Consider the following 13,932-nt stretch of genomic DNA (forward strand, 5'->3'; position numbering starts at 1 on the left):
AGATGGGCTATCAAAAAACATCTTTTTCACGTGGAACCGCCACTGGCATCTACACCTCGGGGCGGATTAGGGACAAGGTCGTCGCCGTGCGTCACAACTTGCCTGGCGCTGTCATTCTGGTGCATGGGGTCAACGATGTAGGCACTGCGTATGAGGCGGTCGAGAACGGATTGTGCGCAGGGTTGACCCAGCGCCTGCGCGGCGACCTGCGTCCGGCAATCTACAGCAATCCAAGGGCTGGTGACGCCGAGGTGCTGAAGGACGATCCCGATGCGGTTTATTACAAGCGCAGCGTCACGAAGGAAATGCACAGCCCGGTCATACCGTTTTATTGGGGCTTTCGGGAGGAAAACAACTCGGTCAAGCCGGGTTTCAGAACGTCGCATGGTCAGGCACTGGACCGTTATGGCAACCGCCTCGACAAGGATTTCTCCAAAGGTGGCGGCCCGTTCGCCAACGCCACGAACTCCTTGCCGGAAATGTGGAACCGCGGCAAGTCGAAAGCGCTTGGCCTGCTGGATGCCGCGCAGCGTGACGCCACCCATCCAGTGCTCGACAATCCCGGCCGGCTCTACATGGTCTTGGCCGCGCAGCGCCTGGCCGCCCTCATTACAATGCTCCGCGATTACGATGCGGACGAAACCGTCAGCATCGTCGCGCATAGCCAGGGTTGCCTGCTCAGTCTCCTGGCCCAGGCGTTCCTCCTTGAAACCGGCGGTAGGGCGTTGCAACCCGATACCCGGCCGGCCGACACGCTAATCCTCTGCAACCCGCCCTATAGCCTGGTCGACGAGACACCGATGCTGGCCAGTGCGGTCGATTATTATTCCGGCCGCGATGCGGCGATGGCACAGCGCTACCCCAGGCTCAGTGGCGGCCAAACCCTGCACGCGCGCCTGACGACGCTGGCAAATATCGTTGGCGGCGTGCAAAGGAAAAAACATACGATCCCGCCCCTTGCCGAACTGCCCGATACGTCGAAGCACCGGGGTGTGGTGGGCGCCAAATGGGTGGCCAGCGAGGACCGCGACAACCGCGGCAAGGTCTATCTGTACTTTTCGCCCGAAGACATGACGGTCGCACTGGCCAACGTGCAGGGTATCGGCTGGCAGGGCGTGCCCGAATACCTGCGCGGCACCCAGGTGTCCGCCAAACCCTATTCGATCGCCGATGACGACGGCGAACCCCTCAACATCAATGCCACTATCACCCGAGCCGAGAAGGTAGTTCGCAAACCGCTCGCCGAACTGGGGCCAGGTTTTTTTCAGCGGGTGTTCACGATCAAACGGCGCCCCGACTTCCGCACCGGTGCACAGGTGCTGATTGGTCAAAAAACGTCGCCCTACGATTTCGCCCTGCGCGTTGAAGGCGAGGACGACCAGGCGCATACCGACATCAGCGATTCCGCCGTCAGCCGCCATGCCGTGCGCGCCCGCCTCGATGAGCCGGGCCAAGCGCCGCGCACCGCGTCGGGTGAGGAAAAGGCACGCTTCGGACTGCGCAAGATTACCGGAGAGCCGTTGCCAACGCCGGTGCCGGCCAGCATGGGCGAAGGTGCGTTTGCCGATGCCAGAGGCCGCTTCGGCGCCATGGAGCGGGTCGACCAGATCGATGCGGCCATTGCCGTGACCAGCAGTTACGGTATTAACCATCGGCTGGAATGCATCGACGACCCGGTCGGCGTGGCCGTCCCGCGCGGGATCGCGCTCATGGGCAGCATCAATCGCACGCTCTATCGAGGCGTTGTCGCCAACGCCGCGCCGGCCAGCGCCGCGGTGGAACAGGCAATCAACCAGGGCAAGCAAGCCCATGCGCGCTGCAAGGTACTGGATGTGTTCGTCTGCGTTGGCGACACCGTCGCCCGGCGCCCAACCGACCCGCCAAAGCTGATCATCCAGCGCACCGAGACGGCAGACGAGGCGCGCCTTCGCTGGCAGCTCGCGTCGATGGCGCGCTCGTTTCATGGCGCGGTTTACGGCGGCAGCAAAAATCATCAACAGGTGACTGCTTACGATGTGGCGATTGGTAGCGGAAAGGCGACGACCCATCCCGTGTTTTACGCCTACCTGTGTGCGGTGGCGGATTGGCGGCTCAAAGACCCCGTGAACAAGGAACCGCTGCGGCCAGGCATCCTTGGATGGAGCAAATTCAAGAACGATTTCGCAATCTACTGGAACGACGAGCCAGCGTGGCGCAGGGATCTTATCAGTGCGAATGTTGCTTACTACTCAACTGGCATCCTTCCCAGCAGCTTGCCGTTACCACCGGAAGGTTTGCCATCCGCCATCGTTCTTCAAAACTTCAGCGAGGGCGCAATCGGCGTCAAGGGGAACCAACGATGAATGCATCAGCGCAGCATGCAGCCAAAGGACAGGTGGTCTGGAAATATCTGCTAGGCGCGGTATTGGCACTCTTTATCGTCGTCCCGCTATGGATGGCACTCGATCTCACTGTGCTTCAGCCTGATTCCATCGATCAACCGGAGATAACGATGAAAAAACTGTGGTGGTTTGGTGTACCCGTCATGCTGGTAGCCGTCTTGTTCGGGGGGCGTTGGGTCATGGCATCACAACAGGCGCAGGTGCGCCAGGCGCAATTCAGACTGGAAACGGCGAAAGCCGAGCGCGTGCTGGCGGAAGGCCGCGCGGAGCAGGGTCGACGCGAATATGTGCTCGAGGTGATCAGCATGGGCGTCACACTCGACAAGTACCGGCAAGGCAAACTTTGGGATGCACTTCAATCAGGCAATGCCTACACATCAATCCGCGAAAAAGATCCGAAGAAGTATCCGTGGGGCGAGACCGACAAGCTACAAATGATGGGTGGCCGCGGTGGCGATACGCTGGAAAATGGTGCCGGCTACACCGTAATGGACTGGGGAGTGCCGGTGTTTAACGCAAGACCGGCTTGTCATAGCCTGGAAAATGCGGATACGCCGCTCACTGCCGATTCGGGTCTGGTCGCCGGCGCCAATTCGTCAGGCTTACTAACCCACCTGTTCGTCGTCGGCCCACGACGGTTCGAGGACCGGCCCGACCACATTCTTGAAGATATTTTTGATTTTTTCGACAAGAACCCCGATCTCCCCTACGTCATCTTCAACTCCGACGATGGCATGGACATCAGGAATATGTCCAAGCCCGATGGAAGCCCGAAATTGGTCAAGGAAGGATATTACGTCCCCGAAATGCCCGATGCTTCCACGCTTTTTTTACTTGCGCGGCGCGAACGGGTGGACGCGATCCGACCCTTTGCTTTCGAAGATGTCGACGAAGAACAAAGCGTGGAGATCCTGAACCGGGATGGCATCGGCCGTCGGTTGTTCCTCGCGTACCTGGACGTCATGAACACAGTCCCTAAAAAGCCCAAGACGGCAGACCATCCTTTCGACACCCCGCGCCAACCGCTGATTGATGAGTGGCTACCCGCCGCCGCGAAATTCGCGGTCCGTCACGACATCCGCGGCACAGGCCCGACCAGTTTCCTAGACGGGGCATTCAACGCCAAACATCGCCCGCCGCTGGACTGGAAGCCGACGCCCTGGTTCCCGGTCCCCTGGAACAATCTGCAGTTGAAGGAATTCGACAGCATGCCGACCCTCGGGTTCGTCCACCGGCCGGTCTTCGTCAACATGAGCGACGAACACGGCAAACCCTTGAGCCGGCGCGATCTGCGAGAAAATGCCCTGCTTGACGGCTGGCACGCAGCGCTCAAGACGCTGCCGAAGGCGCAGCGCGCCAAGGGGCCGGCCCGCATCATCGCCGCCACTGGCAACCAGAAAGAGCAGTTACTTGCCTTGCACGGCGTGCTGAGCCGTTACGCCCACGCAGGCGGTCCTGAAATCGATACGGGCAGAATCGACCAGTTCATCAATACCGACCACCGCCTGGGCAATACCGGGGCCAACACCCTGTTCATGCAGATGGCGATTGGCGTCATGGGCAGTTACCGCGCGGGCGGCGCCAGCGCAGCGATTAATTTGCGCGACCCGAAAGAAGCGAGCATCGTTTTCATCACACCGCCATCCGACGAAAAACGCAAAACCCAGTATCACGCTAATGGCGGCGACGTCTTCAGGCACATCCACAGCCATTCCATCGACCCGGCCAATTACGCTCCTCCCGGAGCGACTGCGACAACCTCGCCTGCCCCGCCATGAGTGACGCCTTATCTCGCGTGACTAACTAATAGAAGGAGCATTGAAATGAAAAAAAATGTCATCCGGCTTGGCGATGCTACATCGCACGGCGGCAAGGTCATCGATGTGCGCGCCCGTCACTTCCAGGTTGACCAGATCCCGGTTGCGTGTGTTGGCGACCTTTGTAGCTGTCCGGTTCCGGGCCACAACGGCTGCACTGTTGCTACCGGCTCTGCACATCACCGTATCGATGGCATTCCCGTTGCCTACGACAGCGATGTGACGAGTTGCGGCGCGCAACTTAAATCGAGCCTTACGAACTTTCACTCTGTCGGTCAAGATTAGGAGACCGAGCTTTTCAGCAATGCGATTGCAACGTTGGCGATGCCCAAGTCATCCAATACATCGTTCTTATCAAAAACCGTGGCTGTACGCGACCATCCAAACTGGTAATGGAAAGCCTCACTAAGGAGCCTCCCAAGCGGCAATGTCTATGATATGTACCGCGACACGGCCTCGTGGTATCGCATGATTGATCCGGCGCTGGCTGATCCAGCAAATAAGTTCTTAGGCCCTGACAAAGTTGCTACTGAAATCAAAAATGCAATTGCGCAGGCTGAACGTTTTCATACAACGTTGCTCGGTGATTACTACCATCCCAACAGCTACGCCTTCTATGGCGACGACCCTGGTCATCTTTCGTTCGGCACCTGCCGTTGGCATGCGGTCAAGACAGCGTCTGCGCCCGAAAAAAGCGTGCTTGCTTCAGGGATGCTTATCAGCCGCACCCCCGAGACCGGCGGCCGCATGGTGAAATTTTCGAATGGCGGCACCGTGCAGTTTACGCATTCGGTCCAGGATGGCCCGGGCGACGGTACGGTGCCACAGCAATCAGGTATGGAACCGGCGCAAGGCGTCAAGCAACTGTTTCGCACTAGGGGCTACGACCACCAGGGCAGCTACTCGAATGAATCGATGCTGGCCCTTACCATGCAACTAATTGTCAGAATTGCCTTGGAGGCCAAATGACCAATGCACTTCCGTACGAGCACAGAAGGTGGCTCGCCAGACTGATCATCTCTGCTTGCCTGCTCCTCGTCTGCATCGCGTTCACGCGGAAGGTGCAAGCAGCCTTTCTCAACCACCAGGTGACGAACATGACCGCTGAAATGCAGGACCTCAAGATGAAACCAACGTGCGTCGGCCGCTTCGTGATCGACCTACCTGCCGACGCCGAAGTGTCATACCGGGGCGCGATGGTCGCTGGCTGGAGCATCGTGACCTACGAAGAGACGGATGAACACTTCACCGCGAGACTGGAGGAAAGGGAAAATCAGCTATCGGGTCAGAAAAATGAACGAGGAATGCCCAGCCTTGAAAGCACACGCAAATTTGATGGACGTGGATTGCACGGAAAGGTCCTCGTTTTCGACAGGCAGTGGATTCCCGGCCTGCCACATGAACCAATCACTGAAGCCGTCAAGGCAGAGGCTATGATTCGTGTGCAAAAGCACAGTTTTAATCTGAGTATGAAATATGTCAATGACAACGATCTCCAAGAACTTACCAAACTGGTTACTCATCAGATCGCGCGAGGAAAACGAGATCCCAGCCGAGGCTGGCTTCTGTTTCGACGGCGGATTTATCACAGAGCCATTAAAAGTCGAGCAGAGCGAACGCACAACCCTGTTCGTCGGTCTCAATGGGCACCCCGATGTGTCGATAGCGCTCAGCATGATAGCCGGTATCACCACACCAAAAACCTTGCTTCAACGCGATGCGGACGCACCAACTATCAACGCAAATCGTTCCCGTTTCCATACCTTGCGGCGCGGGGCGCGGGCGCTCAATGGCGAACCCGGTGAAGAGATTCTCGACCGCGTCCACGAGTTCAATGGGAACTATTGCCACTCGTTTATGTGGGAGCTCATCCACAATAAAACTGACACCGTTTTCACGCCTCAGATGTCATTCGAACTGAGCACCGGCCATAGTGAATCCGGCACCACCGTCGATTCCAGTCTGACGGACGCCCAAGCGCTGACACTCTGGGACAAGATGCTGTCCTCGTTGCGTGTGCGCCCCGTGGTGGTCGCTGAACCGGTCGCCGTCACACCTACCCAAGCAACTATCGGCACACGTGCCAACAGCGGCATGGCATGTCCTGCCAGCGGCTGGTGGCATTGCGTCAATTCGCTTGCGCAGGACAATACCCACTGGTTTCAACGTGGCCAGATATTGCCGAAAGCGTCTTTGCAAAGACAACAGTCAATCCTGGACCGACTTAAGGGCACGCCAGACTTGAGAAGCAAACCGACCGTCTGGGAGTTCGTCCGCATTGACGACGGTGCGAAAAACAGCCCGGAACAAGCGCTCGGGCATGACAGCATGGACAAGCCGGCATAACAGGCGCCATGACAACTAGTATCCTCGTCACCAGCATAAAGGACCACCATGCCCAACGTCATTCGACTCGGCGATCCAACCTCTCACGGCGGCAAGGTCATCTCCGTCAGTACCAGCGACTACCTGTTGGACGGCATTGCCGTTGCGCGCGTGGACGACCACTGTAGTTGTCCAATTCCGGGACATGGCATAACCAAGGTGGTGGAAGGCGATGCTAATTACATCGTCGAGGGCAAACCGGTTGCGCTTGCGGGACACAAGACTGGCTGTGGCGCGCAATTGATCTCGACAGTCGACAACTACGAGATCGGATGATAGGCCGTCGAAGATCGGACCGGCTCAATACGAGCATCAGTGAAGGCAATAAAAGGCTGAGGCGGCCATCCAAGACAGAAAAAAGCCCCTGAAATCAGGGGCTTCATTCACTTCAACTCCGGGTGGTCGACAGCTCACGCCCAGCTGGAAATTACTCCCACTCAATCGTCGCCGGCGGCTTCCCCGAAATATCATACACAACGCGGTTAATCCCCCGCACTTCATTGATGATGCGGTTCGACACCTTGCCCATCAACGCATGCGGCAGATGCGCCCACTGCGCCGTCATGAAGTCCAGCGTCTGCACCGCGCGCAGCGCGACAACATATTCATACGTGCGGCCATCGCCCATCACGCCCACCGATTTCACCGGCAGGAACACGGCAAACGCCTGGCTGGTCGCTTCATACCAGTTCAGCGGCGCCTTGCCCGCATCGATGCCCGGCACGTGCGGCACCTCGAATGGCGTATTGCGCAGCTCTTCGATGAAGATCGCATCGGCTTCACGCAGCAGGTCGGCGAACTCTTTCTTGACTTCGCCCAGAATGCGCACGCCCAGGCCCGGGCCCGGGAACGGGTGACGGTAGACCATGTCATGCGGCAGGCCCAGCGCGACGCCGAGTTTGCGGACTTCATCCTTGAACAGTTCGCGCAGCGGCTCGAGCAGCTTCAGGTTCAGCGTCTCTGGCAGGCCGCCCACGTTGTGGTGGCTCTTGATTGTCTGGCCTTTTTTACCTTTACCAGCCGACTCGATCACGTCCGGATAGATCGTGCCTTGCGCCAGCCATTTCGCATTGGTCAGCTTGCCCGCTTCGACCTGGAACACTTCGACGAACTCGCGGCCGATGATCTTGCGCTTCTGCTCGGGATCGTTCACGCCGGCCAGGTGGCCCATGAACTGGTCTTCGGCATCGATGCGGATCACTTTCACGCCCAGGTTCTTTTCGAACATGCTCATGACCATCTTGCCTTCGTCCTTGCGGAGCAAGCCGTGGTCGACGAACACGCAAGTAAGCTGGTCACCGATCGCGCGGTGGATCAGTGCGGCAGCCACGCTCGAGTCGACGCCGCCCGACAGGCCCAGGATCACGTCGTCGGTACCGACCTGTGCGCGGATCTTTTCAACGGCTTCGCCGATATAGTCCGGCATGTTCCAGTCCGACTTGCAACCGCAGATCTCGTGCACGAAGCGGCCAATGATGGCCTCGCCCTGCGTTGTGTGCGTCACTTCGGGGTGGAATTGCAGCGCGTAGAAATGGCGCTCTTCGTCGGCCATCGCGGCGATCGGGCAGCTGTCGGTCGAACCCATCAGCTTGAAGCCTTCGGGCATATCCAGGACCTTGTCGCCATGGCTCATCCATACCTTCAGCATGCCGTGGCCTTCGTCGGTGACGAAGTCGTTGATGCCGTTGAGGAGCGCCGTATGGCCACGGGCGCGCACTTCGGCGTAGCCGAATTCGCGCTTCAGTCCGTTTTCAACTTTACCGCCCAGCTGGGCCGCCATGGTCTGCATGCCGTAGCAGATACCGAGCACCGGCACGCCGGCTTCGAACACGGCTTGCGGCGCGCGTGGCGAATCGCCTTCAAGCGTCGAATTGTGGCTGCCCGACAGGATGATGCCCGAGGCGCCGTAGTTGCGGACGAACTCGTCGCTGACGTCGTAGGGGAAGACTTCGGAGAAGACGCCGGCATCGCGCACGCGGCGGGCGATCAGCTGGGTGACCTGGGAACCGAAATCGAGGATGAGGATTTTGGAGTGCATGAGTTAGCTGTCAGTAGAAATCTAGGTAGGGTGGACGGGTTTCCCGTCCACGCGTTCAGACAAAGCCAGCACTGATTGAACGCGTGGACGGCAGAGCCGTCCACCCTACGGATGCGGCCGCAAGCGGCCACCTGGGTGCGGCCGGTTGCGGCCGCGTCGCGTGTCGATTACTCCGAACGGTAGTTCGGCGCTTCTTTCGTGATCTGCACATCGTGCACGTGCGATTCGCGCATGCCGGCCGACGTGATCTCGACGAATTCGGCTTTCGAGCGCAGCTCTTCGATGGTGCTGCAACCGCAGTAACCCATCGACTGGCGCACGCCGCCGATCAGCTGGAAGATGATCGCCAGCACGCTGCCCTTGTAGGCTACGCGGCCTTCAATACCTTCAGGCACGAATTTGTCGGCCTTGCTCGACGCTTCCTGGAAGTAGCGGTCGGCCGAGCCGTCGGCCATCGCGCCCAGGCTGCCCATGCCGCGGTACGATTTGTAGCTGCGGCCCTGGTACAGGATGACTTCGCCCGGTGCTTCTTCGGTACCGGCGAACATGCTGCCCATCATGACGGTGTGTGCGCCTGCCGCCAGTGCCTTCGAGATGTCGCCCGAGAAGCGGATACCGCCGTCGGCGATGCACGGTACGCCCGTGCCTTCAAGTGCTTCGGAGACATTGGAGATCGCGGTGATCTGCGGCACGCCCACGCCGGCAACGATACGGGTGGTGCAGATCGAGCCAGGGCCGATGCCGACCTTGACCGCATCAGCGCCCGCTTCGACCAGCGCCAGCGCGGCCGATGCGGTGGCGATATTGCCGCCGATGACGTCCACGTGCGGGTAACGGTCCTTGATCCAGCGTACGCGGTCGAGAATGCCCTGCGAGTGACCGTGGGCGGTGTCGACCACCAGCACGTCCACACCGGCAGCGACCAGCAGTTCGATGCGCTCTTCGTCGCGCTCGCCGACGCCGACAGCGGCGCCCACGAGCAGCTTGCCCTGCGAATCTTTCGAAGCCAGCGGGTGCTCGTGCGACTTCTGAATATCCTTGACAGTGATCAGGCCGCGCAGCTCGAAGTTGTCGTTGATGACGACCACGCGCTCGAGGCGGTGCTTGTTCATCAGGCGCTTGGCTTCGGCCGTGTCCGCGTCTTCCTTGACCGTGACGAGCTTGTCGCGCGGCGTCATCTTGGCGCGCGCTTCGGCGTCCAGGTCTTCCTCGAAACGCAGGTCGCGGTTGGTGATGATGCCGACCACCTGGTTGCCTTCGACCACCGGGAAGCCACTGATGCCATGCTGTTGCGACAGCGCCAGCACTTCGCGGATCTTCATGGTCGGTGGAATTGTGATCGGATCGCGCAGCACGCCCGCTTCGAAGCGCTTGACCCGCGCGACTTCGCGCGCCTGGTCGGCTGGACGGAGATTCTTGTGGATGATACCGATGCCGCCCTCTTGCGCCATGGCGATCGCCAGGTTCGCTTCGGTCACGGTGTCCATCGCGGCGGACAGCAGCGGAATGTTCAGCGTGATATTGCGGGTGAGCTTGGTGCGCAGGGAAGTTTGGGCCGGGAGAACGTTGGAGTAGGCCGGGACGAGCAGCACGTCATCGAAGGTGAGTGCTTTTTGGAGGAGACGCATAGTATTTCCTATAGGCGCAAAAGCGAATTATACAGAAACCCGTGATTTCCGTCGCCGCCCTGGCCCAAATTTAGTTGGTGCGGTACGGTTTGCGATTGACAGCCAGGCCGAAGCATGGCGAAATCTGTTAATTCTCAGGAGCAATTTCTATGTCGCAGATGCCGTACCGCGCCCTTGGCGCCACCCTGCTCTTCCTTGCCGCCACGGCAGCGCAAGCCCAGTATGTCTGGATCGGCCCCGGCGGCACGCGCCAGTATTCGGATCGGCCGCCCCCGCCCGGCACGCCGGCCAGCAAGATCGTCAAGGCGCCGGGCCGCGCCAATCCCGAACTGGCGCCGGCGCCCGCGCTGCCCGCCACCACGCCAGTCGAACCAGTCGCCACCGATCCAGCCGCGAAGCCGCTGCCGCCGAAGGGCCCGCCCACATTGGCCGAGCAGGAAGCCGCCTACCGCGCGCGCACCAAGGCACGCGACGAAGCCAATCTGAAAGCGCAGGAAGAAGCACAGCGTGCGCGCCAGCTGGCCGAGCGCTGCAACGCCGCGCGCGAGACGCAGGCGCAGCTCGCGTCCGGCACGCGCATCGCGCGCTATGGCCAGGATGGCCAGAAGAGTTATATGACGGATGCCGAGCGGGCCACGCGGGCCACACAGGTCAATCAGGCACTGCAGGACTGCCGCTAGCGCCTTCCCGCTTGGCCGCGCGCTTGCGGCGCGACTCTTTCGGGTCGGCCACAAGTGGCCGGTAGATCTCGATGCGGTCGCGCTCGCGCAGCACCGTGTCGAGGGTCTTTTTCTTGGCGTAGATGCCCACGGGCTGCGTCGTCAGATTGATATCCGGGAAGGCTTCCAGCACGCCGCTGCGCTCGATGGCCATGCCGATCGTCGTGCCGGGCGCTACCTGCAAGTCGCGCAGCCACTCGACCTTGTCGCTCGCATAGCAGACCGAGATGCCCAGCAATGCCGGCGCGGCCGCAACGTCAGCCATACACGACCTCGGCGCGCTTGCAGAACGAGTCGACCATGCTGTTGGCGATCATGCCGAACACAGGCCCCACGATCTGCGCCAGGATCATGCTGGAGAATTCGTACTGCATGTCGAAATCGATCTTGCAGGCGTCAGCGCGCAGCGACTTAAAGCTCCAGGTCGCCTCGAGCAGCTTGAACGGGCCGTCGACCAGATGCATCTTCATCTGGGTCGGGCGCTGGTTGTGGTTCGATGTCGTGAAGCTTTGCTTGACGCCATGAAAATTAATTTGCAGGGCCGCGACGAGTTTGTCATCGGTGCGCTCGACGATGTTCACGCCACTGCACCAGGGAAGAAACTTGGGATAATCTTCGACTTTGGCAACGAGGTCGAACATCTGTTCTGCGCTATAGCCAAGGAAAACTGATTTGTGCACTACTGCCATTGGTCAACCGTTTGTTATGATGGGGGTCGTTTGCAAGTGGCGCCACCGTTGGCGCAATAGCAGTAGTTTAACCGACACGCGAATTTTCGCCTTTTCATGAGCATCGCTGACAATAAAAAAGCATTTTTTGACTACTTCATCGAAGACCGCTACGAGGCAGGTCTCGTGCTGGAGGGTTGGGAAGTCAAGGCCATCCGCGAAGGGCGGGTGCAGATCAAGGAAGCCTACGTGCTCGTCCGTGACAACGAGCTGTACCTGTTCGGTGCGCACGTTAGCGCATTGACGACCACGTCGAGCTTTAGCCACCCTGAGGCGCTGCGCTCGCGCAAGCTGCTGCTGCACCGCGCCGAGATCGATAAGCTGATCGGCAAGGTGGAGCGTTCCGGCTACACGCTGGTGCCGCTCAACCTGCACTTCAAGAAGGGCAATGTGAAGTGCGAGATCGGTCTGGCCAAGGGCAAGAAGCAGCACGACAAGCGCTCGACCGAGAAAGACCGCGACGCCAAGCGCGAGGTCGACGCGGCCATGAAGACCAACCGGCGCTAAGCCGTTCTACGCGTCCCGTGCCGGCAGTGCCAGCACGCGGGCGCCGGTCAGCGCGATCAGGTCGCGGTCATGGGTCGAGAACAGCACCAGGTGTTCGTGCGCCCGCGCCCCAATCTGATCGATCAGAAATGCGCGGGCGTCGGCATCGATGCCATTGGTCGGCTCGTCCATCAGCACGACCTGCGCGCCCCCCATCAAGCCGGCGGCCAGCATGAACTTCTTGCGCGTGCCAAGCGACATGTCGCCAAAGCGCGCGCCAAGATATGCCCCGATCCCGAAGCCTTCCAGCAGCGCGCGATGCGGCCCGTCGCAGCCACGCAGCGCCTGCACCATGCGCAGGAATTCGTCGCCGGTCATGAAGTCGTACGCAACCGACGCGTCGGGCACCCAGGCCAGCGCCGCGCGTGCGCCCTGCCCGCGCGCCAGGTCATGCCCGCAGACCAGCACCCGCCCCGCCTGCGGAGCGTCGACGCCGGCCAGCAGCGCCAGCAAGGTCGACTTGCCGGCGCCGTTGGGTCCCACCAGCGCCACGGCGCCTGCGCCAAAGGCCAGGTGCAGGTCCTCGAACACCACCTGGCCGCCGTAGCGCATGCCCAGTCCTTCGGCTGTCAACAGCATCGTCATTGTGTTGCTCCCATCAGGATCAGTGCAGCGAACGTCAGTGCGGCCTTGAACGCGGTGCCGTACCGGTGCCGCTGCAGCGCCGGTGCGCCGAGCAGCGCGAGCAGCAGCAGCGACAGGCCGAGGGAGCAGGCCAGCATTGGCAGCAGGTCCGGACTGCTCCCCGGCGCGGCGCGATACCCCAGCCACACCAGGATGCCGATGCCGCCGCCCAGGCCCAGCACAACCAGGTGCTCGGCCGCGAGCACTTTGGCCACGCCGAACGGCATGCTGCGCAGGTAGGATTCGAGCGGCTGGCGCGCCTGCCAGAACGCGTAATACAGGCCGGCGAGCGCAGACGCGCTCACGGCGCACGCTACCGCGATGAAGCCTGCGGCATCCTGGCGCTTGCCCACCTGGCAGATCATCCACCAGCTGGCCGCATGCGCAAGTAGCGCCGCCCCGATGCGCGGCAGCGCCACGTGCAGGTGGCCGCGCCATAGGCTACGCAGCTGCAGCAGCGTCAGGAACACCATCGGGGACCCGCGCAGCACACTGCTTGCGCCCGTGCGCTGCGGACCACGCGCGCGGCCAGCACCGAACACCACGGCATGCGCCACAGCGAGTGTCAGCAGGACCAGCCCAAGAACATACAGGGGAAAGAAACCGTCAGCGCCGGGCGGCGACGCGGGGCTCGTGGCCACAGTCCAGAAGGCGACCGCAAACGGCAGCGCCCACCACTGCAGCGCGACGAACAGCAAGGCAAGATCCAGCGCCGGCGCCACACGCCCTCCGTGCAGGCTCGCGCGGGCAAAGCCCGCTAGCGCCGCGCCACGAACGAATGGCCGGTGGACGCGCGCCCACAATGCAACCGCCGCCAGCCAGCCGGCGACGTAGATCGAACCGGTGCGCCAGTCAACAGGATCGCGCCATAAGTGCAGGATCGGCGCGCCCAGCAATGTGGGTCGCTCGACCAGCGCGAGGCCGAACAAGGCAAGACAGATGACCAGTGCGTGCGCATAACGCGCGTACAGCGCCCGCGACTGCGCGGCGAAATACCGGCGGCGCAGCAGGAACAGGGCACCGAAAGGTTCGGCCACCGCTGCCCGCCAGCGCCGCACGGCCATCA

Annotated in this window: 14 protein-coding genes and 1 pseudogene; 9 read left to right on the plus strand and 6 right to left on the minus strand. The window is 61.0% G+C overall.

Translation table 11 applies throughout. The annotated features are described in order from the left end of the window. The first annotated feature begins 2 nt into the window (after nucleotides 1–2). The 7 genes and pseudogenes from AC1MGT_RS01350 to AC1MGT_RS01380 all read left to right on the plus strand — a co-directional run bounded on the left by AC1MGT_RS01350 (nucleotide 3) and on the right by AC1MGT_RS01380 (nucleotide 6,859). Entirely contained in the window at nucleotides 3–2,342 is a 2,340-nt protein-coding gene (locus AC1MGT_RS01350; protein ID WP_499502655.1) for a T6SS effector phospholipase Tle3 domain-containing protein, read from the plus strand. Then, a complete protein-coding gene (locus AC1MGT_RS01355) occupies nucleotides 2,339–4,159 on the plus strand; it encodes a type VI lipase adapter Tla3 domain-containing protein (protein WP_499502657.1) in 1,821 nt (606 codons plus the stop codon). Before AC1MGT_RS01350 ends, AC1MGT_RS01355 begins: the two co-directional genes overlap by 4 nt. Nucleotides 4,160–4,204: 45 nt before the next feature. Continuing rightward, nucleotides 4,205–4,483 (plus strand): PAAR domain-containing protein, encoded by a 279-nt coding sequence (locus AC1MGT_RS01360; protein WP_499502658.1) that lies wholly within the window; start codon nucleotides 4,205–4,207, stop codon nucleotides 4,481–4,483. Nucleotides 4,484–4,636: 153 nt separating this feature from the next. Continuing rightward, nucleotides 4,637–5,167 (plus strand): hypothetical protein, encoded by a 531-nt coding sequence (locus AC1MGT_RS01365; protein WP_499502660.1) that lies wholly within the window; start codon nucleotides 4,637–4,639, stop codon nucleotides 5,165–5,167. Nucleotides 5,168–5,322: 155 nt separating this feature from the next. Next, nucleotides 5,323–5,559 (plus strand): annotated as a pseudogene (locus AC1MGT_RS01370) (hypothetical protein); the annotation flags it as partial. A gap of 121 nt (nucleotides 5,560–5,680) precedes the next feature. Further along, on the plus strand, nucleotides 5,681–6,544 hold the full coding sequence (locus AC1MGT_RS01375) for a T6SS immunity protein Tli4 family protein (protein WP_499502661.1): 864 nt from the start codon (nucleotides 5,681–5,683) through the stop codon (nucleotides 6,542–6,544). A gap of 48 nt (nucleotides 6,545–6,592) precedes the next feature. Beyond that, nucleotides 6,593–6,859 (plus strand): PAAR domain-containing protein, encoded by a 267-nt coding sequence (locus AC1MGT_RS01380; protein ID WP_499502662.1) that lies wholly within the window; start codon nucleotides 6,593–6,595, stop codon nucleotides 6,857–6,859. A 151-nt stretch (nucleotides 6,860–7,010) separates the two neighbouring features. On the opposite strand, the gene guaA is transcribed toward AC1MGT_RS01380, so the two are convergent. Both guaA and guaB read right to left on the minus strand, forming a co-directional pair. Next, on the minus strand, nucleotides 7,011–8,621 hold the full coding sequence (gene guaA / locus AC1MGT_RS01385) for a glutamine-hydrolyzing GMP synthase (protein WP_499502664.1): 1,611 nt from the start codon (nucleotides 8,619–8,621) through the stop codon (nucleotides 7,011–7,013). Between the two features lie 167 nt (nucleotides 8,622–8,788). Continuing rightward, nucleotides 8,789–10,249 carry an IMP dehydrogenase gene (gene guaB / locus AC1MGT_RS01390; protein WP_499502666.1) on the minus strand — a complete coding sequence of 487 codons (1,461 nt, stop codon included), beginning with the start codon at nucleotides 10,247–10,249 and terminating at the stop codon, nucleotides 8,789–8,791. 149 nt (nucleotides 10,250–10,398) lie between these two features. Between guaB and AC1MGT_RS01395 the strand changes: the two genes are divergently transcribed. Beyond that, a complete protein-coding gene (locus AC1MGT_RS01395; RefSeq protein WP_499502668.1) occupies nucleotides 10,399–10,929 on the plus strand; it encodes a DUF4124 domain-containing protein in 531 nt (176 codons plus the stop codon). On the opposite strand, the gene AC1MGT_RS01400 is transcribed toward AC1MGT_RS01395, so the two are convergent. Both AC1MGT_RS01400 and AC1MGT_RS01405 read right to left on the minus strand, forming a co-directional pair. After that, nucleotides 10,901–11,233, minus strand: coding sequence for an RnfH family protein (locus tag AC1MGT_RS01400; RefSeq protein ID WP_499502670.1), 333 nt, complete (start codon nucleotides 11,231–11,233; stop codon nucleotides 10,901–10,903). The genes AC1MGT_RS01395 and AC1MGT_RS01400 overlap by 29 nt on opposite strands. Beyond that, on the minus strand, nucleotides 11,226–11,657 hold the full coding sequence (locus tag AC1MGT_RS01405) for a type II toxin-antitoxin system RatA family toxin (RefSeq protein WP_499502672.1): 432 nt from the start codon (nucleotides 11,655–11,657) through the stop codon (nucleotides 11,226–11,228). Before AC1MGT_RS01405 ends, AC1MGT_RS01400 begins: the two co-directional genes overlap by 8 nt. A 96-nt stretch (nucleotides 11,658–11,753) precedes the next feature. Here AC1MGT_RS01405 and smpB point away from each other — a divergent pair, with 96 nt between their 5' ends. Next, entirely contained in the window at nucleotides 11,754–12,203 is a 450-nt protein-coding gene (gene smpB / locus AC1MGT_RS01410) for an SsrA-binding protein SmpB (RefSeq protein WP_343028481.1), read from the plus strand. A gap of 6 nt (nucleotides 12,204–12,209) precedes the next feature. Here smpB and AC1MGT_RS01415 read toward each other — a convergent pair whose 3' ends face one another. After that, entirely contained in the window at nucleotides 12,210–12,827 is a 618-nt protein-coding gene (locus AC1MGT_RS01415; protein ID WP_499502674.1) for an ATP-binding cassette domain-containing protein, read from the minus strand. Continuing rightward, complete coding sequence (locus tag AC1MGT_RS01420) at nucleotides 12,824–13,903, minus strand: hypothetical protein (protein ID WP_499502676.1); 1,080 nt, start codon at nucleotides 13,901–13,903, stop codon at nucleotides 12,824–12,826. The genes AC1MGT_RS01415 and AC1MGT_RS01420 overlap by 4 nt, the downstream gene beginning before the upstream one ends. Between the last annotated feature and the right edge of the window lie 29 nt (nucleotides 13,904–13,932).

This window comes from Telluria sp. BA11 (assembly GCF_056680305.1).

Bases quoted from the DNA above. Each gene is read 5' to 3' on its own strand.
- AC1MGT_RS01405 (WP_499502672.1), bottom strand. From the start codon at position 11,657: ATGGCAGTAGTGCACAAATCAGTTTTCCTTGGCTATAGCGCAGAACAG.
- AC1MGT_RS01360 (WP_499502658.1), top strand. From the start codon at position 4,205: ATGAAAAAAAATGTCATCCGGCTTGGCGATGCTACATCGCACGGCGGC.
- AC1MGT_RS01400 (WP_499502670.1), bottom strand. From the start codon at position 11,233: ATGGCTGACGTTGCGGCCGCGCCGGCATTGCTGGGCATCTCGGTCTGC.
- AC1MGT_RS01355 (WP_499502657.1), top strand. From the start codon at position 2,339: ATGAATGCATCAGCGCAGCATGCAGCCAAAGGACAGGTGGTCTGGAAA.
- AC1MGT_RS01375 (WP_499502661.1), top strand. From the start codon at position 5,681: ATGACAACGATCTCCAAGAACTTACCAAACTGGTTACTCATCAGATCG.
- AC1MGT_RS01380 (WP_499502662.1), top strand. From the start codon at position 6,593: ATGCCCAACGTCATTCGACTCGGCGATCCAACCTCTCACGGCGGCAAG.
- smpB (WP_343028481.1), top strand. From the start codon at position 11,754: ATGAGCATCGCTGACAATAAAAAAGCATTTTTTGACTACTTCATCGAA.
- AC1MGT_RS01395 (WP_499502668.1), top strand. From the start codon at position 10,399: ATGTCGCAGATGCCGTACCGCGCCCTTGGCGCCACCCTGCTCTTCCTT.
- AC1MGT_RS01415 (WP_499502674.1), bottom strand. From the start codon at position 12,827: ATGACGATGCTGTTGACAGCCGAAGGACTGGGCATGCGCTACGGCGGC.
- AC1MGT_RS01350 (WP_499502655.1), top strand. From the start codon at position 3: ATGGGCTATCAAAAAACATCTTTTTCACGTGGAACCGCCACTGGCATC.
- guaA (WP_499502664.1), bottom strand. From the start codon at position 8,621: ATGCACTCCAAAATCCTCATCCTCGATTTCGGTTCCCAGGTCACCCAG.
- guaB (WP_499502666.1), bottom strand. From the start codon at position 10,249: ATGCGTCTCCTCCAAAAAGCACTCACCTTCGATGACGTGCTGCTCGTC.
- AC1MGT_RS01365 (WP_499502660.1), top strand. From the start codon at position 4,637: ATGTACCGCGACACGGCCTCGTGGTATCGCATGATTGATCCGGCGCTG.